Here is a 23,778-nt window from a genome sequence, read left to right on the forward strand (position 1 = left end):
AACGTTTCGGGGAAACGAGTTACGTTTGCCGGACTTTTCGGTGGCTGGCTGGCCGCCGGCTATTATTTGTCCTTTCGCAGAATGCTTCCCGATACTGATACGTATTTCACCCGTTTATTGGCCCAGAAAGGTCAGCCGTTACTGATTGCCGGGCCGTGCTCGGCCGAGACCGAAGAGCAGGTGATGGCCACCGCTCACGGCCTGAAAGCGTTGGGGAAGATTGATTTGTTCCGGGCCGGCATCTGGAAGCCGCGCACCCGGCCGGGCTCGTTCGAGGGCATGGGGGCGGTGGCACTGCCGTGGCTGCAGCGCGTGAAGGCCGAAACCGGCATCCCGACGGCCATAGAAGTAGCCACACCGCGCCACGTAGAGGAAGCCCTGCAGCATGGCATCGACGTGCTTTGGATTGGCGCGCGCACCACCGTCAACCCATTTGCCGTGCAGGAACTGGCCGACGCGCTGGCCGGTACCGGCGTGCCCGTGATGGTGAAAAACCCCGTGAACCCCGACGTGGCCCTCTGGGCCGGTGCGCTGGAGCGCATGGAGCGGGCCGGAATTACCGATTTGGCAGCTATTCATCGGGGCTTCAGCACGTTTGCGCCCAGTCGCTACCGCAATGCGCCCACCTGGATTCTGCCCATTGAGCTGAAAACGCGGTTTCCGCACATTCCGCTCATCTGCGACCCCAGCCACATTGGCGGCCGGCGCGATTTGCTGCTGCCCATTGCCCAGAAGGCTCTGGATTTGGACTACGATGGCCTCATCATCGAAACCCACCCCGACCCCGACCACGCCCTGAGCGATGCCGAGCAGCAGGTGACGCCCCAGCGCCTGGGCGAAATCCTCAACGAATTAAAATACCGCTACCGCTCCAGCAACAACGCCGACTACCTGAACAAAGCCGAGGAACTGCGCCAGAAAATGGACGTGGCCGACCGCGAGATTGTGGAAGCCCTGGCCCGCCGCATGGCGCTGGTAGAGGAACTGGCCGAATACAAAAAGGAAAACAACGTAAAAATCCTGCAATTCGACCGCTGGCAGGAGATTTTCCGCACCCGCACCGACTGGGCCAGCAAGCTGAACGTAAACGACAAATTCGTGGCTGAGCTCTACAAGCTCATTCACCTCGAAAGCATCCGCAAGCAAACCGAGGTGCTCAACGGCCGCCCGCAAGTGGACGGCGTGGAGCACCTCGGGCCGGGGCTGTAGGCGGGCTGGAACTACGGCTGCACCCGCACGTAGGTGTCGCGCGGGGCATCGCAGGGGCTGCCGTAGTCCAGGTTCAGTGTATCGGCCTGAAGTGTGTATTGCACGTCGCGCGGCCCGATGTTGGCCACTGCGTCGGTCAGGCGTATGCCCGCGCTTGTATTAGGGAGGCCGCACAAGGCCACGGCGGCGGGTTGATACGAACCGTTGGTGTAAGGCCCGGCCCCCGGTTGTGGCCCTACGCGGTTGAACGCAAATGTGGTGGCCGTAAGCGTCAGGGTTTCATTGGGCAAAGGCGTAGGGGCGCAGTAGCATTGGCGACTGACCAGGCGCCAGGTACCGATGAGTCCGGTATCGGCTTGCGGGTCAGTGTCTTTTTTGCAGCTGCTGCAGCTGGCCGACACCAGCAGCAATAGGATGGAAGTGGCGAAGCGCATGGCAATTAAGTTTAAAGTGAGAAAGGAAGAAGCTCGCTGAATACTGCCCTGACCGGCCAGCCACCGCCAGGGTTGCGTAGGCAGTGGCCAACCCACAATTTTTTGTGCCGACTTTTGCCCCATGGATAATTCCGTCATCATTGGCCCCCAGGCCATGCCTGCCCTGGCCGAGCTGCTGCATCGCCCCGCCGTGAGCCGCGTGTTTGTGCTGGCCGACAGCAACACCGCCCGCCTCTGCCTGCCGCTGCTCGAAAGCCACCTGCCAGCCGATTATAAGCTCATCGAAATCCCCGCTGGCGAGGAATACAAAACCCTGGCCAGCTGCGATACCGTGTGGAGCGAACTCACCGCGCAGCGCGCCGACCGCCACGCCGTGCTCGTGAACCTGGGCGGCGGCGTGGTCACCGATTTGGGTGGCTTCGCGGCGGCGCTGTACAAGCGCGGCATCCGGTTTGCGCAGGTGCCCACCACGCTGCTGGCGCAGGTAGATGCCAGCGTGGGCGGCAAAACCGGGGTTGACTTTCAGGGTTACAAAAACCAGCTGGGCGTGTTTCAGGAGCCGGCCGGCGTGTTTGTCGACCCGCGATTTTTGCAAACCCTCGACCCGCGCCAGCTCAAATCAGGCTATGCCGAAGTCATCAAGCACTGGGTCATTGCCGATGCCGAAGCCTTCAATACCAATCGCCGCCTGGGCTGGCTGACCGACGACTGGACCGACATCATCCGCGAATCGGTGGCGCTCAAGCAGCGCATCGTGGCCGAAGACCCGCTCGAAGCCGGCCCACGCAAGCTGCTAAACTTTGGCCACACCGTGGGCCACGCGCTGGAAAGCTACCTGCTCACCCAGCCCGGCCGCGAGGCCCTGCACGGCGAGGCCGTGGCCGCCGGCCTCGTCTGCGAAAGCTGGCTCTCGGTGCAGCGCGGCCTGCTAAGCGCCGAGGAGCTGGACAAAATCGAAACCTTCGTGTTTTCGGTGTTCGACAAGCTGGATTTTGTGACGCTGGAAACCAACGCCATTGCCGAATTCACGCTCCAGGACAAGAAAAATGCGGGTGCCACCATCAACTGCACGCTGCTCAGCGGCATCGGCCACGGTATATATGACCAAGCGGTGACGGTGGCCGAAATTGCCGAGTCGCTCCGCTATTATCATCGGCTGCAAGCCTAGACTTGTAGCGCACGCTTTAGCTTGCGCTTGGTCGAAAACCATCCTCCAATAGCGCTTGCGATGCAAGTGCCCTCATTACTGGCGCAAGCTGAAGCGTGCGCTACGAGTCATATGCAATTATCCTGGCCCGGCGGCCCGCTGCGCGGCACCGCCCAACTCCCGGCTTCCAAAAGCGAAGCCAACCGCGCCCTCATTCTGCAAGCCTTAGCCGGCGGTGGCATCCTTAGCAACCTATCCGATGCCAACGACACGCAGTTGATGCAGCGCCTGCTGGCCGCCGCGCCCGGCACTACTGCGCTCAGCGCCGAAGATGCCGGTACCGTTATGCGCTTCCTCACGGCCTACCTGGCCGTTACGAACTGGCGCGGCCGCCTCACTGGCACCGCGCGCATGCAGGAGCGGCCCATCAAGGTACTCGTTGATGCCCTGCGCCAAACCGGCGCCAGCATCAGCTATTTGAACAACGACGGTTACCCGCCGCTGGAAATCGCCGGCTTCACGGCGGCACCTGAAACGACCGAGCCCACCGAATTATCCGTGCGCGGCGATATCAGCAGCCAGTACATATCGGCCTTGCTGATGGTCGGCCCGCGCCTGCCCGGCGGCCTGCGCCTCACGCTCACCGGCCACATCGGCTCGCGCCCCTATATCAACATGACGGTGGCCCTGATGCAGCGCTTCGGAGCCGATTATTCAGCCAAGGGCGACGTGCTGACAGTGCGCCCGGGGGGGTATCGGCCTACTGATTATACGATTGAGTCGGACTGGTCGGCGGCCAGCTATTGGTATGCCTTGGTGGCGCTGGCTCCGGCTGGCTCCGAAATCACGTTGCCCGGCCTGCGCCAGGAGTCGCTGCAAGGCGACCAGGCCATTGCCGAAATGATGACGCAATTCGGCGTTGAAACTACCTTCCTACCCGACGGCGTGCACCTGCGCCAGGTTTACCTCGCGCCCCAAACCGAAATCCAGACCTTCGATTTCACCGATTGCCCCGACCTGGCCCAGACCGTGGCCGTAGTGGCGGCCGCTCTGGCCCGCCCGGTAGACATGACCGGCCTCGAAAGCCTGCGCATCAAGGAAACCGACCGCATTGCGGCGCTGCAAACCGAGCTGGCCAAATTCGGCGGCGATTTGCGTGACCTGGGCGAAGGCCGTTTCCGAGCCGAGTCAACAGATTTCGATGTCAATAATCAATCGGTAGCCACCTACCACGACCACCGCATGGCCATGGCCTTCGCGCCGCTGGCCATGCGTGGCCCGCTCACCATAGAGTCGCCTACGGTAGTGAGGAAATCGTACCCGCAGTTCTGGAAGGAATTAGCAAAAAGTGGTTTCGCCGTTAGCGAAGCTGACTGAAATACGCCGCGAATTCCAGCAGGCGGCTGCCATACCAGCTGAATAATTCGCCGTCGACAATCTCAATTTTTGCGGCAGGACAAATTGCCTGAAACTCGGCCAGATGTTTTTCGCCAAACGGGTACGGCTCGGAAGATAACAATATGCGTTGCGGCGCAGCCGCGGCTAATTGCTCAGCCGTTATCTCCGGGTAGCGTGCTTGGTTGGCAAACACATTGGCAAAGCCCGCTCGGCGCAGCATGTCGTCGATAAAAGTGCCTTCAGCAGCCACCATGTAAGGTTTGCGCCAGATGAAATAAGCGGCCGAAATGGGCGTAGCCGTAGCAACGGAAGCTGCCAAAGAAGCAAAAGAAACCTCAATCTCATTTGCCAGCGCGGCGGATTTTTCTTTCGCGCCGGTAATGAAACCAACGCGCCGAATCATGTCCAGCGCTTCCGATAAATTGCTAATGTCGCTCATCCAAACCGGATATTTAGCGACTAATTGGGCAACGCCGTCCTGATAATTTTCCTCCTTATTACCGATAATTAAATCAGGTTTCAGCACGGCTATTTTATCGAAATCAAAATTTTTGGTGCCGCCAATTACCGTAGCCTTTGTACGCGCCTCGGCGGGGTGAATGCAGAATTTAGTAACGCCCACTACCTTCTCTCCCAACCCCAAATCGAACAATAATTCCGTCTGCGAAGGCACCAGCGACACAATGCGCTGCGGCGGAAACGGCACTGCCACGCGCCGGCCCATCTGGTCGGTTACATTGAGCGGGAGCGAAGGAATAATTGGTAATTCCATATAAAAAGCACTGCCCTGAACGCAGTGAAGGACCTTAGTACGGTGAAGCTATTTGTTCAGCCGTGCTAAGGTCCTTCGTCTCTGCTTGATGCGCAGAATGCTTGGGATGACAAACGGAAAGGGCTTATTTGAAATATCGGAAATCGTGGCCGTCCTCAATGCGCAGCAGCGTCTCGTAAATCAGGCGCGTCACGCTGTCCACGTCGTCTTTATGCACTGTTTCTACAGTAGTGTGCATATACTTGAGTGGTAGCGAAATAAGGGCCGAAGCCACGCCCGAGCCGGAATAGGCAAATGCATCTGTATCGGTGCCGGTGGCACGGGTAGCAGCAGCACGCTGGAAGGGAATGTCGGCCTGCTTGGCCGTATCGATGATGAGGTCGCGCAGGTTGTTCTGCACGGCCGGGCCGTAGGTAATCACCGGGCCTTTGCCGCAGCTGATGTCGCCGGCCGTCTTTTTCTCATACATCGGCGACTGGCTGTCGTGCGTCACATCCGTGATGATGGCCACATCGGGGTTGATGCGGTGGGCCACCATCTCGGCCCCGCGCAGGCCGATTTCCTCCTGCACCGCGTTCACGATGTAGAGGCCGAAGGGCAGCTTTTTGTTGTTCTCCTTCAGCATGCGGGCCACCTCGGCAATCATGAAGCCGCCCACGCGGTTGTCGAGCGCGCGGCCCACGTAAAACTTGTCGTTCAGCACCGTGAACTCGTCCTCAAACGTCACCACCGACCCCACGTGGATGCCCATTTCGGCCACCTCGTCGGCGCTGCTCGCGCCGCAATCCAGAAACACAGTTTCAATGGTCGGAGCCTTGTCCTGCTCCACCTTGCGCACGTGAATGGCGGGCCAGCCGAAAATGCCCTTCACAATGCCTTTTTCGCCGAAAATGTTGACGCGCTTGCTCGGGGCCACTAGTGGGTCGGAGCCGCCGTTGCGGCGCAGGTAGAGGTAGCCTTCCTTGGTGATGTAGTTCACGAAGTAGGAAATCTCATCGGCGTGGGCCTCAATAACGACTTTGTATTTCGCTTCCGGGTTAATCACACCCACTACCGTACCGTAGGTATCCACGAAATACTCGTCGATGTAGGGCTTGAGGTATTCCAGCCACAGTTTTTGGCCTTCTTTCTCAAAGCCGGTGGGGGAGGGATTGTTGAGGTAGTTCTGGAGGAAAGTGAAGGATTCGGGACGCATTAGCAGAATAAATACAAAGACGATAATTTAATCAGCAAGCTACGAGGTTTGAAGTGATTGTGTTGGGGGCGGCGCATGCCAAGCCATCGGAATATCGGCCTCCAAGCCGTGCATACCGGCAACGCGGCCTTCGAAGCGCCCTTCCTGCCGAAAACCCAATTTCTCGTACAGCGCAATGGCGCGGACATTGCTTTCGCGCACCGTCAGCTCGACGCGGCTGACATGCGGGAACCGCGTTTGCACCTCCATCAGCAATGCCTCGAATAGCCGATGTCCCACGCCCATGCCCTGCACCGGGGCCGCAACTGCCACCGTAAGGTCGCCTAGTACGTGGGCAAAAATCCGCAACCCAGCGGCGTAGGTATGGATTTCCGCTACTACCTGCCCATCTTGCTCGGCCACCAGGCCAATGCCCTGCGCCTGCGCATGGCTTAGGAAGTGCTGCACGTAGTCGTCGGTTACTTCGTCGGCCTGCCGGGCAATACCACCACTTTCGCGGGCTACCCGTTGGTAGAGGGAGCGCACGGCCGGCGCATCAGCGGGTGTCGACGGGCGAATGGTGATGAAATTTTCAGCAACCATTACAGCGGAATATTCCCGTGCTTCTTACGGGGCATGGTGTCCACTTTGTTTTCCAGCATCTTGAAGGCGCGAATCAGCTTCTGGCGCGTCTGCGAAGGCAGAATCACCTCGTCCACGAAGCCGCGGTGGGCAGCGCGGTAAGGCGTGGCGAATTTCTCCTGGTATTCGTCTACTTTTTCCTGGAGTTTGGCTTCGGGGTCTTCAGCCTGAGCAATTTCACGCTTAAAGATGATTTCGGCCGCGCCCTTAGCACCCATCACCGCAATTTCGGCGGTGGGCCAGGCGTAGTTCATGTCGGCCCCGATGTGCTTGGAGTTCATCACGTCATACGCCCCGCCGTAGGCTTTGCGGGTAATCACGGTGATGCGCGGCACGGTGGCTTCGCAGAAGGCGTAGAGCAACTTAGCGCCGTTGGTGATGATGCCGCGCCACTCCTGGTCGGTGCCGGGCAGGAAGCCGGGCACGTCCTCCAGCACCAGCAGCGGAATGTTGAAGGCGTCGCAGAAACGCACGAAACGGGCGGCTTTGGTACTGGCGTTGATGTCGAGCACGCCGGCCAGCACGGCCGGCTGGTTGCCCACAATGCCAATGCTGCGGCCCGCCAGCCGCGCAAAGCCCACTACAATATTCTCGGCGAAATTCTGATGGACTTCGAGGAAAGAATCGGTGTCGATAATGCCCTCAATCACCTCGCGGATGTCGTAGGGCTGGTTAGCATTCTCTGGAATCAACTTATCCAGTGCCGGGCGGCTTTCGTTGCCGTTGGCCTCGTAGGGCTGTGCGGGCGCAGTTTCCTCGCAGTTCTGCGGCATATAGCTCAGCAGCTGCTTGATGTGGTTGATGGCCACCACTTCGTTGGCGCACGAGAAATGCGTCACGCCGCTCTTTGCCGAGTGGGTGCTGGCCCCACCAAGCTCTTCGCTGGTTACTTCCTCGTGGGTCACGGTTTTCACCACGTTGGGGCCGGTCACGAACATGTAGCTCGTGTGCTCCACCATCAGAATGAAGTCGGTGATGGCGGGCGAATACACCGCGCCGCCCGCGCACGGCCCCATGATGGCCGAAAGCTGCGGCACCACACCCGAGGCCAGGGTATTTTTATAGAAGATATCGGCGTAGCCACCAAGGCTCACCACACCTTCCTGAATGCGGGCCCCGCCCGAGTCGTTGAGACCAATTACGGGTGCGCCGTTCTTCATGGCGAGGTCCATGATTTTCACGATTTTCTCGGCGTGGGTTTCGCTCAGCGAGCCCCCGAAAACCGTAAAATCCTGCGAGAAAACGTACACCAAGCGGCCGTTCACGGTGCCGTAGCCGGTTATCACGCCATCACCGAGATAATGTTCCTTGTCCAAGCCAAAGTCCTTGGAGCGGTGCATCACAAACTTGCCGATTTCCTCGAAGGAGCCTTCGTCCAGCAGCAAATCAACCCGTTCGCGGGCGGTGAGCTTGCCTTTTTTGTGTTGAGCATCGATGCGGGCCTGGCCGCCCCCAAGGAGGGCTTCTTCGTTTTTGCGGGCCAGCAGTTCGGTTTTGGAAAGGTGGGCGTGGGCGTGCGGGTCGGGCATGAGCAGGGGTTAGCGCGCGGGTGGGATGGGTGCGCGGGAATGGGAGGCCAAAGGTAGGTTACGGGCAGATTACGGGCGGCAGGTTGGAATTACAATCATCTGTCACGCTGAACGCCGTGAAGCACCTTATCACTGCTGAACGAGATGTTCGGACGTGATAAGGTGCTTCACTGCGTTCAGCATGACAGGTACGCTACAAATTCTTGCCCAGCAACATCATCATAAACGCGTACTGCCGCGCCGTGTCGTCAATCGACTTGAAGCGGCCCGAGGCCCCGCCGTGGCCGGCAGCCATGTCGGTATGCAGCAGTAGCAGGTTCTTGTCGGTTTTCATGGCGCGCAGCTTGGCTACCCATTTGGCCGGCTCGAAATACTGCACCTGCGAGTCGTGCAAGCCCGTGGTAACAAGAATGTTGGGGTAGGCCTGGCGCTTCACGTTGTCGTAGGGCGAGTACGAGAGCATGTACTTGAAATAATCTTCCTCGGCAGGGTTGCCCCACTGGTCGTACTCGCTGGTGGTAAGCGGGATGCTGGGGTCTGACATCGTCGTGACCACGTCCACGAACGGCACGGCCGCAATGACGCCTTTGTAGAGGTCGGGCCGCATATTGAGCACCACCCCCATGAGCAGGCCCCCGGCGCTACCGCCCATCGCAAAAAGCGTGGCCGGCGAAGTGTATTGCTGCTTGACTTTGGCACTGCCAACGGTGGCATCGTGCGGTTTGGTCAGATAATCCGAGCAGTCGATGAAATCGTTGAAGCTATTGATTTTGTGCAGCATCCGGCCGTCCTCAAACCACTGTCGCCCCATTTCCTGCCCCCCGCGAATGTTGCACAGCGCGTACACAAAACCCCGGTTCAGCAAGCTCAGGCGGGCGGCGCTGAAGGTGGGGTCCTGCGAGAAACCATAGGAACCGTAGGCGTACTGCAGCAGCGGTGCGCTCCCGTCCAGCTTCGTGCCCTTCTTGTACACGAGGGACATGGGAATAAACTTGTTGTCGCGCGATTTTACGAACACGCGCTCTGTCACGTAGTCGAATTTATTGTAGTTGCCGAGCACCGGCTGCTCCTTCAGCAGAGTGCTGGTGCGCGTGCCCATGTCGTACTCAAAAATGGACGGTGGCGTGGTGAGCGAAGTGTAGTTGTAGCGCAGCACGGGCGTGTCCATCTCACGGTTCACCCCGATGGTGGCGGTGTAGGCCGGCTCTTCGAATTGCAGGTAATGCTCCTGTTTGTCCTTCATGCTCACTACGCGCAGCTGGCGCAGGCCACCTTTGCGCTCATTCAGCACGAGGTAATCCTTGAACAGCTCGAAATTATCGAGGAAGATTTCGGGGTGGCGGGTCAGGGCGTCGGTCCAGGTGGCTTTGCCGGTGGTGGCCACGGGCGTGGTCATCAGACGGTAGTTCGGGGCCTGCCAGTTGGTCCGGATGTAGAACTTATCACCCAGGTGCTCCACCTGGTAGAGGTGGTCCTTCTCGCGCCGCGCAAATATTTTGGGCTGCTCAGTAGGTGCATTGGCCTCCACATAGCGGTACTCCGACGACAACGAGCTGACCAGCTCGATGCCAATGTATTTGCGTGATTTCGAACGGTTCACATGCACATTGAACGTGTTGTCGCGCTCCTCATATACTAGCGCGTCGCCTTTGGGGTCGGTGCCCAGCACGTGCCGGTACACCTGGTAGGGCAGGAGCGTGGTCACGTTCTTTTTGGTGTAGAAAACCGTTTTGTTGTCGGCCGCCCACACCACTTCACCGCCGGTGTTGGCAATGCGCTCCGGGTAATTCTTGCCGGTAGCCAGGTTCTTGAAGCGCAGCGTGTAGAGGCGGCGGCTCACGGTATCCACCGAGAAAGCCAGCAGCTGGTTGTTGTCGCTCACCGCCCAGTCGCCAATCTGGAAGTAGGCCTGGCCCGTGCCCATTTCATCGCCGTTCAGCAGGATTTCCTCCGGGTTGATGACGCTGCCTTTCTTGCGGCAATACACCGGATATTCCGACGCAAACTCGTAGCGCGAATAGTAATAGTAGCCGTTGTCGCGATACGGCTCCGAGGCGTCTTCCTGCTTGATGCGGTTCTTGATTTCCTGGGCCAGCTTCTTCTGGTTTTCCTTAGCCCCGGCCATTTGCTGGTCGTAGTAGGCGTTTTCCGCGTTGAGGTACTTGAGGACGGCCGGGTCGGTCGGTTGGTTCAGCCAGTAGTAATTGTCGGTGCGGGTGATGCCAAAATCCGTAAAAACCTTGGGCTTGATGGGGGCCACCGGGGCCGACTGGGCCAGCGCGCCGCTGGAAATAGCCGCTCCAGCTCCGGCAAGGGCCGCTCTTTGCAGAAAATTCATGAAGAAGGGAGTAAGACTGCCAAAATTTCAACAATCGTGGTCGAAATCAAGGTGCAAGTTACTAGGCATATAGCAAAAAAGGCCGGCCCCTTTTCAGGAGCCGGCCTTCTCAAACTACGCACAAGCCAATGCTTGTACTAAAACTTACTTCTTCGCGTCCGTATCGGGCGCTTCCGGCGTTTCGGCGGGGCGCTCGTCGCTGGCCAGGTTCTGGGCCTCGCCGCTCTTGCTCACGGCGAAGGTCAGCTCCTCGGCACCTTCGGTATAGTCGGCAGTAATAACGTCGCCGTGCACAACCTGGGCTTTGAGGATTTCCTCAGCAATCGGGTCTTCGATGTACTTCTGGATGGCACGGTTCAGCGGACGGGCACCGTATTTGGGGTCGTAGCCTTTGTCGGCCACGAAGTCCTTGGCGGCTTCGGTCAGCTCGACACGGTAGCCCAGCGCCTGCACCCGCGAGAGAAGCTTGCTGAGGCTGATGTCGATGATGCGGTGAATGTCCTTTTTCTCCAGCGAGTTGAAGACGATGACGTCATCCAAACGGTTGAGGAATTCGGGCGAGAAGGTCTTCTTCAAGGCATTGGTGATAGTGCCTTTGGTCAGCTCGTCCATGTTGTCCTGGCGAGCCTTCGTGCCGAAGCCGATGCCGGCGCCAAAGTCCTGCAGGTCACGCGCCCCGATGTTCGAGGTCATGATGATGATGGTGTTGCGGAAGTCCACCTTACGGCCGAGGCCGTCGGTCAGGATACCATCGTCCAGCACTTGCAGGAGTAGGTTGTACACATCTGGGTGCGCCTTCTCAATCTCATCCAGCAGGATTACCGAGTACGGCTTGCGGCGGATTTTCTCCGTCAACTGGCCGCCCTCTTCGTAGCCCACGTAGCCGGGAGGCGCGCCCACCAAGCGCGATACGCTGAACTTCTCCATATACTCCGACATATCGACACGCACCAGCGCATCTTCCTTGTCGAAGAGGTAGGTAGCCAGCACCTTGGCCAGTTCCGTCTTACCTACGCCCGTCGGGCCGAGGAATACGAACGAGCCAATGGGCTTCTTGGGGTCCTTCAAGCCAACGCGGGTGCGCTGAATGGCTTTCACCAGCTGCTTGATGGCTTTTTCCTGGCCAATTACTTTGCCTTGCAATTCCTCGTTCATGTTGAGGAGTTTCTGGCTTTCGTTCTGGGCCACGCGCGAAACGGGGATGCCGGTCATCATGGCGATAACCTCGGCCACATTTTCCTCTTTCACCGTGTAGCGCTTCTTCTTGGTTTCCTCTTCCCAGCTCTTTTTGGCCGTTTCGAGTTGGTCCAGAAGTTTCTTTTCGGTGTCGCGGAGCTTGGCGGCTTCCTCGTATTTCTGCGATTTCACCACGCGGTTTTTCTCGCCTTTGATGTTCTCAATCTGCTCTTCGAGCGTGAGAATGTCCTCGGGCACCACGATGTTGTTGATGTGCACGCGAGCACCAGCCTCATCGAGAATATCAATGGCCTTGTCCGGCAGGAAACGGTCGGACATGTAACGGTCCGACAACATCACGCACTGTTCAATGGCCTTATCGGTATACACCACGTGGTGGTGGTCCTGATACTTGTCCTTGATGTTGTGCAGGATTTCGATAGTCTCCTCGGGCGTGGTGGGGTCCACCATCACCATCTGGAAACGACGGGCCAGGGCGCCGTCTTTCTCGATGTACTGACGGTACTCGTCCAGCGTGGTAGCGCCGATGCATTGAATCTCGCCGCGAGCCAAAGCCGGCTTGAACATGTTCGAGGCATCGAGTGAACCCGAAGCCCCACCGGCACCCACGATGGTGTGCAGTTCGTCAATGAACAGAATTACGTCGGGCGACTTTTCCAGCTCGTTCATCACGGCCTTCATGCGCTCTTCGAACTGGCCGCGGTACTTGGTGCCGGCTACCAGCGACGCGAGGTCAAGCGTAACGACGCGCTTATTGAACAACACGCGGCTTACCTTTTTCTGGATGATGCGCAGGGCGAGGCCTTCGGCGATGGCCGTTTTGCCCACGCCGGGCTCACCGATGAGGATAGGGTTGTTCTTTTTGCGGCGGCTCAGGATTTGAGCTACGCGCTCAATCTCTTTTTCGCGGCCCACAATAGGGTCGAGCTTGTCTTCCTCGGCCAGCTTGGTGAGGTCGCGGCCGAAGTTATCGAGCACCGGGGTGCGCGATTTTTCGCCGGGTTTCTTGGCACCGGCGCCGGTGCCGGCACCGCGCCCGCCGGGGCCCGACGAGCCAAAGAGTTTGTCGTTGTCGTCGTCGTCCGTATCGGGCGTGCGGTTTTGCGGGGCCGCGCCGGCGTTACCGTGGTAATCCAGCGAGTCGCGCACAGTTTCGTAGTTCACGTTGAATTTGCTGAGAATTTGGGAAGAAATGTTGTCTTCGTCCCGCAGGATGGACAACAGCAGGTGTTCGGTACCAATGATTTCGGATTTGAAGATTTTGGCCTCCAAATACGTTATTTTCAACACCTTCTCGGTCTGCTTGGTAAGCGGAATCGAGCCCGTGATGCTGGTGCCCTGGGTGGCGGTGTTGCGGGTGGCTTGCTCCAATGAGAACTTCAGCTCATCGATGCTCACGCCCAGCTTGCGCAAGAGGCCAAGGGCGGTGCCTTCGGCCTCCCGAATCATCCCGAGCAACAGGTGCTCGGTACCAATGTAGTCGTGGCCGAGACGAATGGCCTCTTCCCGACTGAGGGAAATAACCTCTTTGACGCGGTTTGAGAATTTAGCTTCCATGCCAATAAACGTAGTGAAAAATCAGATAAGCCCCGCGTCGGGCAAGTAACACGAATAACGGGTTGGGCCGATGTGACTTGAAAACAAGCCGGTTCGGGCGAAGGTTCGGACTAAGTTGCGGCCCGGCATTATTAACCTAACGTCGGCCGAAATCTACGGGTTACTGCAAATAGCGGCCGGCGGCCGGGCCTTGCGAAAACAGCAGGTCCAGCACACTCAGGCCGGGCTCAAAACCTGGGCCAAACACCTGCGGATAGGGCCGCACCAGCGCAGAGGCTGCCGGAGTGTCAGGTTCAGGCGTTTTGGTAGCGGCTTTGGGTGTCAGCCAGTCGCGCCGGTCGGCGATGGGCTGGGTAGCAAGAAGACCGGAATTCCCGACAGAAGGTTGCGCGGGGTAGTGGGCGTGGTATTCGGTGGTGAGGTGCAGGGGCAGGGTGATGCGGAAACACCTCAACAGTAAACGTAAAAACTGCTGATTTAGGTCGAAAAGCAATGCTGGTTTACTTACGTAAATATCACGCAGATAGTCGGCATAAAATTCAAAATAAGGGCTGTTGCCGTAGGCCGTTTGCAGCGTGCGCCAGTGCCGGTGAATCCAGTTCTGCCGGTAGTCGATTTCGATTTCGGAAACGCTGACCTTTTCGGCCCGGTTGCCATCGATAACCGGCACTGTGAGCGGCTGCACGCCCTGCGCGGTGCGGATGAGGCAGCGGTTGCGGAACGTTTGCTTGCGGTAGTGCTCGTGGGCTTCGAGCAGGATGCTGTCGGCACGGAGCAGCTCGGCGAAAAGGGCGGCCGGCGGATGGTAGTGGAGTTCGGTGAGGAGAATCATGGGGCGCAAATAACGGAATCGACCAGACGAAACCTCACGCCCTGACCCGCGGAGAGGGGGCACCGGTCTGGCGCAGGTTGTAGCGTGGACTCTGCGAGTCCGCGCCCGGGCGAGGCGGCCCTAACGATACGCGGACTCGCAGAGTCCACGCTACAACCTGCTATGCGCGCTACTCATCGCCGCCTTGGCCTTTGCTGCGCTCGGCATCCAAAAAATACGCTCCTTTAATAACTAGTTGCGTAGTGTCGCTCAGCTTATCCAGTGGGCGCACGGCTACCTGGCCCTGGTCGGTGGCGCCAGGACGCAGGCTGAAGCGGCGGAAGGTGCTGCCTTTGCCGTCCGTTTTTATTTGATAGTAGCCGTAGCTGACTTCGCCGCCGGGCACCAGCGCATCTTCGGGCAGGGTGCGCTGCGGGGTGCGGCCGGTGAGGATGCGGGCACTGACGTATTGGCCGGGCAGCAGGGCGGCGGTGGCAGCGGCATCGGGGCCGGTTTCGTGCAGGTGGGCATGCACGGGCACGGTGCGGCCGTCGTCGTCGAACGATTTGCCAACCAGAAATACCGTAGCGGGTAGTGGCTGGGCGCTGGCTCCCTGGGCCGGCACGCGGAACAGGATGTCTTGGCCCACTTTTACTTTCGCAATGTCGCGCTCAAAAACCTTGAGCTCCAGATGCAAATCGGAGCGGTCGACGAGTTCAATCAGCACGTCCTGCGGATTGACAAACTGGCCGGGGTTTACCAGCACGGCCTTCACGAAGCCACTGATGGGCGCGATGAGCGGCACGCTGGCCTGAATGTTTGTGGCGGAGATGCGCTCCGGTTTCAGGCCGATGAGGCGGAGTTGGGCGGCGAGGCTACCGGCCGCAGCCTGCTCGGTGCGCAGCTCGGACGTGGCCTGCTGGAGCTTGCGGCGGGCGCCCACATCTTCGTCGTTGAGGACTTGTTGGCGGGCGGTTTCCTGCTTCAGAAACACGATGCGGGCCTGGCTTTGGAGGTAGTCCTGCTGCAGTTTGAGGTAGTCGGGATTGCGCAGGGTGGCCAGCACACTGCCTTGTGATACGTGCTGGCCGGGTAGTACCGGGAGCTGCTGCACGTAGCCGCCCATCACGGCCGTGATGGATACTTTGTGGCTGGGCGGCACGTCAATCTGGCCGGTAGCCTGTACCTCGGTACCGAGGTCGCGCCGGGTGAAGGTGCCAAGCTCAATACCGGCGGCTTGCATCTGGGCTCGGCTGAGAAAAACTTCGTTTGGAGCGCGAGGTGGGGGAGTGGCGGGTGTATCAGCAGCCTTTTCGGCTTTGCCGCCACAGGCGATGAGAAATGGAAGCAGGGCACTGTAGGGGAGGAATTTCATAAGACGGTTTTGTGATATTTTTTGCCTTTGTAGCTCGCGGTTTGCTGCACGACGGCTTATTGATTATCTGCCCCGGCCAAAGCCTGGATATTGGCCACCAGTTCATTGTACTGCCGCAGCTGTTCGAAATACGCCTCTTGAATCTGCCAGGCGGGCTGCGTATTCACCACGTATTCCACGTACTCGATATCGCCGGCGCGGCGGCTTTTTTCGGCGGTGTCGAGGATGAGGCGAGCTTGCGGTAGGGCGTAGTTTTCGTAGTAGAGTAGCGATGCTTGGGCACGGGTCAGCTGCTGGCGCAAAGTGCTGAGCTGGGTGCCGAACTGCGTGTTGGCGTAGTTCAACTGTACCTGCGCAGCTTCCTCGCCGATTTTGGCGGCAGCAATGCGCGCACGCTGGGCGCCGCCCAGTAGCGGCACGGCAATGCCGGCCTGGGCTACATTAAAGCCTCTTTCCTGGTTGATTGTCTGATTGAAGTAGCCGGCACGGAGGTCGGGCAGGCGGCGGAGCTTTTCGAGCTTGGTCTGCTGCTGGCTGAGGGTAAGCTGTTGCTGGTAGAGGGCCAGTGTGGGGTTGGTAGCAGGCGTGAGGGCGGCCGTATCGGCGGGCAGCAGCACGGCGCGGGGGCTGGCGGTGGTGTCGATGCTGGCCAGGTTGGGCTGGCCCAGCAACAGGGCCAGCTGCCGGCGCTGCACCAGCAGCTCGGAGCGCAGGGTGGCGAGGCGGTTTTGCAATTCGCGGGCCCGAGCTTCGGCCGAAACCTGCTCCAGGCGGTTGGTTTCGCCCACCTGATAGCGGATGCGGGCAGCCCAGGCAGCGCGCTGGTAGAGGCTGTCCTGCCGGCGCAGCAGGGCCACGAGGCGGTAGGTCACCAGCAGATTATAGTAGCCCGAGCGGATGCTGCGGCTCAACTCACGGCGCTGGGCGCGGGCCCGGATGGTGCCGGCCTCAGCGCTGGTTTGCAGAACTTTACGTTGAGCACCATACACAGTAGGGAAGGCCGACTGCTGCATCACGTTGAAGCTGTGGTCGGCCAGCGGCCCGGAAATCTGGCCGTACTGATAGTCGAACACGAGGCGCGGCAGGTCGTAGCCGGTACGGGTGAGGGCCTGTTGTTGCTGGGCCTGCAGAGTGGCCGCCTGCACCAGCGGGCTTTGCGCCAGGCCGGTAGTCAGGGCCTGCGAAATGCTAAGCGGTGCGTCAGTCGGAGCCTTCTGGGCGCGGGCGGTGGCAGGCAGCAGGGCGGCTGTTAGGAGAAGCCAGAACGGGGTAGAGACGCAATATTTTGCGTCTCGTCGTTGCTGATGTTGTTTAGGCTGCGCGGTGAAAAACGTGCGCACGGCGCGGTACCAGTCGTTCAACGACGAGACGCAGAATATTGCGTCTCTACCCCGTTCAAGCCAGTTTACAAAACCGTTGAACGATACTGTCGCACCGCCGGAAGCAGCAGCATCTCCAGAACCCTTTTCGTCTGCATCAGGGATATTGGATTTTGAGGCTTTGGTTTTGGGTTGGTTGGCCGGATTCGATTTGTCTTTCGGCGAATCCGATTTATTATCAGATTCCTTCGCCGGCTCGCCGCCGGTTTCAGCCTTGATTTTCGCCTCTTCCGCTTCCTCGGCGGCTACTTCAGGGCTGGGCTCGTCATCTTTCATAAAGAAGGTATAAAGCACCGGCAGTACCACCAGCGTGAGCAGCGTGGCCGTAATCAGCCCGCCAATAACCACCGTGGCCAGCGGCTTTTGTACCTCCGCGCCGGCCGAGTTGGACAGTGCCATCGGCAAAAAGCCCAGCGAGGCCACCGAAGCCGTGAGCAGTACCGGCCGGAACCGCTCCTCGGTAGCCCGCAGCACCCGCTCACGGATTTTGCGCACGCCGGCCGTGGCCAGTTCATTCAGGCTGGCCACCAGCACAATGCCATTCAAAACCGCCACGCCAAACAGCGCGATAAAGCCCACGCCGGCTGAAATACTGAACGGCATTCCCCGGATACCCAGCGCCAGCACACCGCCGATAGCTGCCAACGGAATACCGGTGAAAATCAGCAGTGCCTCCTTCACTGACCGAAAGGCCAGGAACAAGAGCATGAAAATCAAGACCAACGACACCGGCACGGCGATGGCCAGCCGGGCCTTGGCATGGTTCAGGTTTTCGAACTGGCCGCCGTAGGTGATGCTGTAGCCGGGCGGCAGTCGCAGGCCGGCTTTTAGCTTGCCCTGAATGTCCTGCACGAGGCTTTGCACGTCGCGGCCGCGCACGTTCACGCCGATGTTGACGCGGCGGCGGGCATCGTCGCGCGAGATTTGCGCGGGAGCGGGTTTCAGAGCCACGGTAGCTACCTCGGCCAGCGGAATCTGGTTGCCGTCGGGTAGCGATACAAGGAGTTGGTTGAGGTCGTCGGGGCCGCGGCGGTGCAGCGAGTCGAGGCGCAGCACGAGGTCGAAGCGGCGTTCGCCTTCGTACACCTGGCCGGTGGTTTGGCCGGCAAAAGCGGTTTGCAGCAGCGTGTTGAGGTCCGTCACGCGCAGGCCGTACTGGGCCAGCCTGGCGCGGTCGTAGCTTACGCGCAGCTGCGGCAGGCCAATGATTTGCTCCACCTTAATGTCGCCCACGCCCTGTAAGGGGCGAATAAGCGCGGCGGCCTCATCGGCTTTGGCTTTGAGCACGTCGAGGTCGTCGCCGTAAATCTTCACCGACACGTCCGACTTCACGCCCGAAATCAGCTCGTTAAATCGCATCTGGATGGGCTGCTGGAATTCCAGGCTCACGCCGGGCACGCCGGCCAGGGCAGTCTGCATCTTGTTGGCCAGTTCCTCGCGGGTGCTGGCACTGGTCCACCCGGCGTGGTCTTTCAGGATAATCATCTGGTCACTGTCTTCCAGCGACATGGGGTCGGTGGGGATTTCCGAGGTGCCGATTTTGCCCACCACCTGAATGACTTCTGGGAATTGGCTTTTCAGGATGCGCTGAATCCGGGATGTGAGCAGGATGCTTTCATCCAAAGAAGAACCCGGCGCAAGCGTCACGTTCATGGCAAAATCGCCTTCGTCAAGCTGTGGAATGAACTCGCCGCCGAGCCGCGAAAACACGAAGCCACCCAGCGCCAGGAGCGCCACGGCCACGCCTACCACCAGCCAACGGGCGCCCAGCGCCGCCCGAATAATGGGGTCGTACAACTTGTGCAGGAAGCCCACGATGCGGTCGGCTAGGTTAGGCTTTTCGCTGATATTCTTCTTCAGGGCCCAGGCCGTGACGGCCGGCACGTAGGTCAGGCACATTATCATGGCGCCCAGAATGGCGAAGCTCACCGTCAGCGCCATCGGCCGGAACATCTTGCCCTCCACGCCGGTGAGCGAAAGGATGGGCAGGTACACAATCAGGATAATGAGCTGGCCAAACAGGGCCGATTTCATGAGCCGGTTGGTGACGCCCTCGGTGATGTCGTCCATGGTTTCGTGGGCGGCTTTGAGGCGCTCATGCAGCAGGTGGGCGATGACGGCTTCCACGATAATCACGGCCCCGTCGACGATGAGACCGAAGTCCAACGCGCCCAGGCTCATCAGGTTAGCCGACACACCGAAAGTCCGCATCATGCCCAGCGCAAAGAGCATGCACAGCGGAATCATGCCCGCCACCACCAGCCCGGCCCGCAGGTTGCCGAGCAGCAGCAGCAGCACCACCACCACGATAACGCCACCTTCAATCAGGTTTTTTACTACTGTGTGAATGGCCTTATCCACCAGCTTGGTGCGGTCCAGAAACGGGTCGATTTCCAGTCCTTTGGGCAGCGTTTGCTGGATTTCGGCTACCCGAGCTTTCACGTTTTTGATGGTGGCTTCGGAGCTGGCGCCTTTGAGCATGAGCACCACGCCGCCCACGGTTTCGCCCAGGCCGTCGCGGTCCATGGCCCCGTAGCGCACGGCGTGCCCGAAGCGCACGGCCGCCACATCGCGCACCAGCAGCGGCGCGCCGCCCCGGCCGGGCGTGCCCACGGGCTTCACCACAATGTTGCCGATGTCCTGCAACGACGTAGCCCGGCCCTCGCCCCGGATGAAAAACGCCCGTGGGCCGCGCTCGAGGTAGCTGCCGCCGGCGTTGCCGTTGTTGGCCTGCAGGGCCTCGTAGAGCTCGGCCATGCTCACGCCCGCGCCGGCCAGGCGGGCGGGGTCCACGCTCACCTCGTACTGCCGCACGTAGCCGCCGAAGCTGCTTACGTCGACCACGCCGTTCACGCCGGCCAAGCGGCGCTTCACCAGCCAGTCCTGGATTTCGCGCAGCTGAGCCAGGCCGTACTGCTTCTCGTAGCCCTTTTTGACTTTGATGGTGTACTGGTAAATCTCGCCCAGGCCGGTGGTAATGGGCGCCATGCCCGGCGCGCCCAGGCCCTGGCCGAGGTCGGCCTCCGCTACTTTCAGCTTCTCGGCCACCAGCTGCCGGGTGTGGTAGGTGTCCACGTCTTCCTCAAACACCACGGTAATCACCGACAGCCCGAAGCGGGAAATCGACCGGATTTCCGTGACGCCCGGGATGGTGCGCAGCTGTAGTTCGAGCGGCACGGTGATGAGCTGCTCGACTTCCTGCGCGGCCAGCGCGGGGCTTTGGGTGATGACCTGAACCTGGTTGTTGGTAACGTCGGGAATGGCGTCGAGCGGCAGGCTGGCGGCCGAAAATCCGCCCCAGGCAATCAGCCCGGCCAGCATCAGCCCCACCAGCAGCTTGTTGCGGATGCTGAAATTAATAATTGCCGAAATCATGCGATACGGTGCAATGTGGCGCGGCCCGGACGCGGCCATTGGCCAGCCGGGGAGGCGCTATCAATCCAATAAGAGAGGGGAGGGGCCGGATATTCAGGGCCGGTGCTACCAATAGCGCGGGCACACTGCGTCCGGGGGCGCAACGGGGTTAGGCTCGGGGTGGCTGGCCCAGCGAAGCAATAAAAACGAAGGCGTAGCGCGGAGCAGCAGCGGCACGGTACGCCGGCGCAGCCACTATTTCCGGCCGGGCCACGAACAGTAGCCGCGTGACCGGAGCCACCACAAAGCTCAGCGTAACGCAGCCGTGGTGGCAGCGCAGGGGGAGGTTGTGGTGGTCTTGCTGGTGGCGCGGCGAAAGACTGAAGCCGTCGTAGTGCTTGGTACCCGCGCCGTAGTGCTCGGCAATGAACTGGCCGAAATTCAACCCGCCGCCCGCCGCCGAGTGATGGTATTCATAATGCTCGACCAGCTGCGGTAGCTTGGCCAGTTCGCCCAGGTCATTCTCGGGCACGAAGCTGCCCAGCAGCATCAGTATTCCCAGAAAGAAGGCAAAGGTGGCACGCATAGCGGCGGGTAAACGAAGCGGGTGCGGTAAATGTTTGGCGTGTTGCTGGCACAAAAATAGATTGTCAAGCCGGAAGAGCGTTCTGCCGAACAACCTGGAGCTGGCGCGCATCCGCGACTCGCGACAGCCACCAGCGCCTATTCGCAAATCCTTCCTTTTCTCCCGCCGTACTTTTGCCCCATGCGCTACCTCATCACCCTACTTGCCACTTTTGCCACGCTGGCCGCCCAAGCCGGACCGCCGCAGCTACTGCTCGATGTGGCCCGCTTCCGCAACCTGAACAAGGTGGAAAAGGGTGCCGAAGTCGAAATCTATGTCACTGTGCCCACGCAGTCGCTGCAGTACCGACAGCGCGCGCCCAAGGCGTTTCAATCGTCGGCCCTTGTCACGCTTGATATTCTGAAAGCCGACGGCACTTCCGCCTACCACGAAGTCATCACCCTGAAGCCGCCGGTGCTTACCGACACCACCATTGCCATCAAAAACCCGCAGAGCTTCCTGAAAAGAATTATGCTGCCCGATGGCAAATACACTCTGCGCGGCACCGTGAAGGACCAGTACCGCAGCACGGGCGGCGAAACCACCGTCGAAAAACCGCTGGTGCTGGAAGCCCCCACTGGCCCATTCCTGAGTGATGTAGTGCTGCTTTCGCGCCCGGCCGCCAAGAGCGGGGGCGACGATAATTTCGCCCGGGGTGGCTTTCGCCTCACCCGCGCGCCCGGCGGCAGCTACGGCCGGGGGGCGGACAATGTATTCTTCTACACCGAATTGCACAACGCGCCCGTGGGCCAGGCCCTGCGCGTGCACTACCACCTCACCACGCCCGACGGCTCGGCCGCCGATGCCGATGCCACCCTCACGCCCCAATCCGGTCGCCCCACCAGCATTGCCGGGCAGCTACCGATGGGCCCGCTGCCCGATGGCCCGTTCACGCTGTTTGTGGAAGTGTACGGCGGCCCCGGCAATAAGAAGCTGATAGCCGGCCACCGCGCCATTGGCGAGCACTCCGCCGCCGAATACGCGCCCGCCGGCGCTGCCGTGCCCCGCTAAGCATGGCCACCAAAGGAACCATCGCTACCACCGGCCGGCCCTACGCCTGGTACTTCGAGCCGCTGTGGTGGCTGCTGCTGGGCCTGGCGCACCTGCCGCTGGCGGCGCTGTATTTATTCGCCGAGGCAATTTATTTTCTGCTGGCCTACGTGGTGCGCTACCGCTGGCGCGTGGTCACGGAAAACCTGCGCAACTCTTTCCCGGAGAAAACGCCGGCCGAAATCGAGCGCACCGGCAAAGCCTTCTACCGTCATTTTGCCCAAGTGGTGGTGGAGATTTTGAAGCTGGCCGCCATTTCGCCGATGGAATTGCAGCAGCGCATGCGCTTCACCAACCCGGAGCTGATGACGCGCCACTTCGCCGAAAACCGGCTGGTGCTCTCGCTGGGTTCGCACATGGGCAACTGGGAATGGATTCTAAACGGCGCGGCGCTGGAGTTTCCCGGCCGGGCCGCCGGCGTGTACAAGCCGCTCAACAACCTGTTTTTTGAAACCCTGATGCGCCGCCTGCGCACCCGTTTCGGGGCCGATGCCGTGCCCATGCTGGCCACGTTGCGCTACCTGGTGGCGCATCGCGGCGAGGGCCGCACCCTCAGTCTGCTCACCGACCAGGCCGCCGGCCCCGAAGACCGGCCCTACTGGACCCAGTTCCTCAACCAGGATACCAGCTTCTACACCAGCGCCGACCGTTTGGCCGTGCAGCTCGATTGCGCCGTGCTCTACGTGGGCATCCGCCGCGTGCGGCGCGGCTACTACGAAGTCACTTTCACCGAACTGCCCGCTGGCCGGGCCGCGAAAGACGCGCCCGCCGGCACGTTTCCCATCACCGAAGCCTTTGCCCGGCAGCTGGAAACGGACATGCGCGCCTCCCCGGAACAGTATTTGTGGACGCACCGACGCTGGAAGCATAAGCGGTAGACATTCGTCTGTCATTGCGAGTGGAGCGCAGCGGAACGCGGCAATCCTTCCTCCCGATGGGACCAAGTCTAAGATGTGACAAAGCCCCTTTCAACAACAAAAAGCCCCAACACTGCGAAGTGCCGGGGCTTTCTGGTAAAAGGAGGTGTCTGGTTAGTACAGGACGGCTTAGCTACGCCGAACTTCGTTTGCTACAGCCTGCAGCCTCGCAATGATGGACGGGTGCTTCTACAAATACTGTTCAATGTCGCCGGCACCCTGACGCACGAGTTCGAAATCGTCGTTCGTGCAGTCCACGATGGTGCTGGGGACGTTGCCGCCGAAGCCACCGTCAATAACGAGGTCGACCAGCAGGCGGTATTTCTCAAAAATCAGGTCCGGGTCGGTCACGTATTCTTCTAGCGTGTTCTCGTCCTCGCGCACCGAGGTGCTCACGATGGGGTTGCCGAGCTCCTTCACCAGCTGGCGGATAATCTGGTTGTCGGGCACGCGGATACCTACGGTTTTGCGCTTGGTGCCACCGAAGCGGGGCGCGTTAGCGCTGGCCTCGAACAGGAAAGTGAACGGGCCGGGCAGGGCTTTTTTGATGACCTTGTACGTTTCCGTGGTGATGCCGTGGGCATAGTCGGAAATGTGCGACAGGTCGTAGCAGATAAAGCTCAGATTGGCCTTTTCGGGCAGCAGTTTTTTGATGCGGCAGACTTTTTCCACGGCTTTGGCATTGGTCACGTCGCAGCCGATTCCATAGACGGTATCGGTGGGGTAAATAATGACTCCCCCCTTGCGCAATACGTCAACGGCTTGCTGAATGCGGCTCTGCGGCGGATTTTCGGGGTGGATGCGGAGAAGGGTGGCGGGCATAGATACAGCTGAAGGTTAATAAATTAGATGCAAAATGGGGCGTTGCTA

General features: G+C 60.0%; 17 protein-coding genes. 5 read left to right on the forward strand and 12 right to left on the reverse strand.

The window, feature by feature from the left end; genetic code table 11:
* Positions 1-81 precede the first annotated feature (81 nt).
* The gene (locus ACYVM5_RS12955; protein WP_460618532.1) at positions 82-1,209 is read left to right on the forward strand and encodes a chorismate mutase; all 1,128 of its coding nucleotides are present in this window, start codon (positions 82-84) and stop codon (positions 1,207-1,209) included.
* A gap of 11 nt (positions 1,210-1,220) precedes the next feature.
* On the opposite strand, the gene ACYVM5_RS12960 is transcribed toward ACYVM5_RS12955, so the two are convergent.
* On the reverse strand, positions 1,221-1,643 hold the full coding sequence (locus ACYVM5_RS12960) for a hypothetical protein (protein WP_460618533.1): 423 nt from the start codon (positions 1,641-1,643) through the stop codon (positions 1,221-1,223).
* Positions 1,644-1,764: 121 nt separating this feature from the next.
* Here ACYVM5_RS12960 and aroB point away from each other — a divergent pair, with 121 nt between their 5' ends.
* Positions 1,765-2,811 carry a 3-dehydroquinate synthase gene (gene aroB / locus ACYVM5_RS12965; protein ID WP_460618534.1) on the forward strand — a complete coding sequence of 349 codons (1,047 nt, stop codon included), beginning with the start codon at positions 1,765-1,767 and terminating at the stop codon, positions 2,809-2,811.
* 111 nt (positions 2,812-2,922) lie between these two features.
* The gene (locus tag ACYVM5_RS12970; RefSeq protein WP_460618535.1) at positions 2,923-4,167 is read left to right on the forward strand and encodes a 3-phosphoshikimate 1-carboxyvinyltransferase; all 1,245 of its coding nucleotides are present in this window, start codon (positions 2,923-2,925) and stop codon (positions 4,165-4,167) included.
* On the opposite strand, the gene ACYVM5_RS12975 is transcribed toward ACYVM5_RS12970, so the two are convergent.
* The 10 genes from ACYVM5_RS12975 to ACYVM5_RS13020 all read right to left on the reverse strand — a co-directional run bounded on the left by ACYVM5_RS12975 (position 4,151) and on the right by ACYVM5_RS13020 (position 20,902).
* The gene (locus ACYVM5_RS12975; protein WP_460618536.1) at positions 4,151-4,960 is read right to left on the reverse strand and encodes a TroA family protein; all 810 of its coding nucleotides are present in this window, start codon (positions 4,958-4,960) and stop codon (positions 4,151-4,153) included. The genes ACYVM5_RS12970 and ACYVM5_RS12975 overlap by 17 nt on opposite strands.
* A gap of 124 nt (positions 4,961-5,084) precedes the next feature.
* Positions 5,085-6,155, reverse strand: coding sequence for a M42 family metallopeptidase (locus tag ACYVM5_RS12980; protein WP_460618537.1), 1,071 nt, complete (start codon positions 6,153-6,155; stop codon positions 5,085-5,087).
* Positions 6,156-6,194: 39 nt separating this feature from the next.
* Positions 6,195-6,737 carry a GNAT family N-acetyltransferase gene (locus tag ACYVM5_RS12985; protein ID WP_460618538.1) on the reverse strand — a complete coding sequence of 181 codons (543 nt, stop codon included), beginning with the start codon at positions 6,735-6,737 and terminating at the stop codon, positions 6,195-6,197.
* Entirely contained in the window at positions 6,737-8,305 is a 1,569-nt protein-coding gene (locus ACYVM5_RS12990) for an acyl-CoA carboxylase subunit beta (protein WP_460618539.1), read from the reverse strand. Before ACYVM5_RS12990 ends, ACYVM5_RS12985 begins: the two co-directional genes overlap by 1 nt.
* A gap of 193 nt (positions 8,306-8,498) precedes the next feature.
* Positions 8,499-10,643: a S9 family peptidase gene (locus tag ACYVM5_RS12995; protein ID WP_460618540.1), complete on the reverse strand. Its 2,145-nt coding sequence runs from the start codon at positions 10,641-10,643 to the stop codon at positions 8,499-8,501.
* A 144-nt stretch (positions 10,644-10,787) separates the two neighbouring features.
* Positions 10,788-13,397: an ATP-dependent Clp protease ATP-binding subunit gene (locus ACYVM5_RS13000; RefSeq protein WP_460618541.1), complete on the reverse strand. Its 2,610-nt coding sequence runs from the start codon at positions 13,395-13,397 to the stop codon at positions 10,788-10,790.
* Between the two features lie 160 nt (positions 13,398-13,557).
* Complete coding sequence (locus ACYVM5_RS13005) at positions 13,558-14,229, reverse strand: WbqC family protein (protein ID WP_460618542.1); 672 nt, start codon at positions 14,227-14,229, stop codon at positions 13,558-13,560.
* A 169-nt stretch (positions 14,230-14,398) separates the two neighbouring features.
* Complete coding sequence (locus tag ACYVM5_RS13010) at positions 14,399-15,583, reverse strand: efflux RND transporter periplasmic adaptor subunit (protein WP_460618543.1); 1,185 nt, start codon at positions 15,581-15,583, stop codon at positions 14,399-14,401.
* A gap of 56 nt (positions 15,584-15,639) precedes the next feature.
* On the reverse strand, positions 15,640-20,337 hold the full coding sequence (locus tag ACYVM5_RS13015; RefSeq protein WP_460618544.1) for a CusA/CzcA family heavy metal efflux RND transporter: 4,698 nt from the start codon (positions 20,335-20,337) through the stop codon (positions 15,640-15,642).
* Positions 20,338-20,485: 148 nt separating this feature from the next.
* Entirely contained in the window at positions 20,486-20,902 is a 417-nt protein-coding gene (locus ACYVM5_RS13020; RefSeq protein ID WP_460618545.1) for a hypothetical protein, read from the reverse strand.
* A 180-nt stretch (positions 20,903-21,082) separates the two neighbouring features.
* Here ACYVM5_RS13020 and ACYVM5_RS13025 point away from each other — a divergent pair, with 180 nt between their 5' ends.
* Together ACYVM5_RS13025 and ACYVM5_RS13030 are read left to right on the forward strand one after the other, a co-directional pair.
* Positions 21,083-21,952: a hypothetical protein gene (locus ACYVM5_RS13025; RefSeq protein WP_460618546.1), complete on the forward strand. Its 870-nt coding sequence runs from the start codon at positions 21,083-21,085 to the stop codon at positions 21,950-21,952.
* A gap of 2 nt (positions 21,953-21,954) precedes the next feature.
* On the forward strand, positions 21,955-22,869 hold the full coding sequence (locus ACYVM5_RS13030; RefSeq protein ID WP_460618547.1) for a lysophospholipid acyltransferase family protein: 915 nt from the start codon (positions 21,955-21,957) through the stop codon (positions 22,867-22,869).
* Between the two features lie 228 nt (positions 22,870-23,097).
* Here the strand turns inward: ACYVM5_RS13030 and ACYVM5_RS13035 are convergent, their stop codons facing one another.
* On the reverse strand, positions 23,098-23,730 hold the full coding sequence (locus ACYVM5_RS13035; RefSeq protein WP_460618548.1) for an L-threonylcarbamoyladenylate synthase: 633 nt from the start codon (positions 23,728-23,730) through the stop codon (positions 23,098-23,100).
* Positions 23,731-23,778: the final 48 nt, after the last annotated feature.

It is taken from the genome of Hymenobacter ruber, assembly GCF_054783255.1.

Excerpts from the sequence above, each read along its gene's own strand:
- ACYVM5_RS12955 (WP_460618532.1), top strand. The coding sequence starts at position 82 with ATGCTTCCCGATACTGATACGTATTTCACCCGTTTATTGGCCCAGAAA.
- ACYVM5_RS12960 (WP_460618533.1), bottom strand. The coding sequence starts at position 1,643 with ATGCGCTTCGCCACTTCCATCCTATTGCTGCTGGTGTCGGCCAGCTGC.
- aroB (WP_460618534.1), top strand. The coding sequence starts at position 1,765 with ATGGATAATTCCGTCATCATTGGCCCCCAGGCCATGCCTGCCCTGGCC.
- ACYVM5_RS12970 (WP_460618535.1), top strand. The coding sequence starts at position 2,923 with ATGCAATTATCCTGGCCCGGCGGCCCGCTGCGCGGCACCGCCCAACTC.
- ACYVM5_RS12975 (WP_460618536.1), bottom strand. The coding sequence starts at position 4,960 with ATGGAATTACCAATTATTCCTTCGCTCCCGCTCAATGTAACCGACCAG.
- ACYVM5_RS12980 (WP_460618537.1), bottom strand. The coding sequence starts at position 6,155 with ATGCGTCCCGAATCCTTCACTTTCCTCCAGAACTACCTCAACAATCCC.
- ACYVM5_RS12985 (WP_460618538.1), bottom strand. The coding sequence starts at position 6,737 with ATGGTTGCTGAAAATTTCATCACCATTCGCCCGTCGACACCCGCTGAT.
- ACYVM5_RS12990 (WP_460618539.1), bottom strand. The coding sequence starts at position 8,305 with ATGCCCGACCCGCACGCCCACGCCCACCTTTCCAAAACCGAACTGCTG.
- ACYVM5_RS12995 (WP_460618540.1), bottom strand. The coding sequence starts at position 10,643 with ATGAATTTTCTGCAAAGAGCGGCCCTTGCCGGAGCTGGAGCGGCTATT.
- ACYVM5_RS13000 (WP_460618541.1), bottom strand. The coding sequence starts at position 13,397 with ATGGAAGCTAAATTCTCAAACCGCGTCAAAGAGGTTATTTCCCTCAGT.
- ACYVM5_RS13005 (WP_460618542.1), bottom strand. The coding sequence starts at position 14,229 with ATGATTCTCCTCACCGAACTCCACTACCATCCGCCGGCCGCCCTTTTC.
- ACYVM5_RS13010 (WP_460618543.1), bottom strand. The coding sequence starts at position 15,583 with ATGAAATTCCTCCCCTACAGTGCCCTGCTTCCATTTCTCATCGCCTGT.
- ACYVM5_RS13015 (WP_460618544.1), bottom strand. The coding sequence starts at position 20,337 with ATGATTTCGGCAATTATTAATTTCAGCATCCGCAACAAGCTGCTGGTG.
- ACYVM5_RS13020 (WP_460618545.1), bottom strand. The coding sequence starts at position 20,902 with ATGCGTGCCACCTTTGCCTTCTTTCTGGGAATACTGATGCTGCTGGGC.
- ACYVM5_RS13025 (WP_460618546.1), top strand. The coding sequence starts at position 21,083 with ATGCGCTACCTCATCACCCTACTTGCCACTTTTGCCACGCTGGCCGCC.
- ACYVM5_RS13030 (WP_460618547.1), top strand. The coding sequence starts at position 21,955 with ATGGCCACCAAAGGAACCATCGCTACCACCGGCCGGCCCTACGCCTGG.
- ACYVM5_RS13035 (WP_460618548.1), bottom strand. The coding sequence starts at position 23,730 with ATGCCCGCCACCCTTCTCCGCATCCACCCCGAAAATCCGCCGCAGAGC.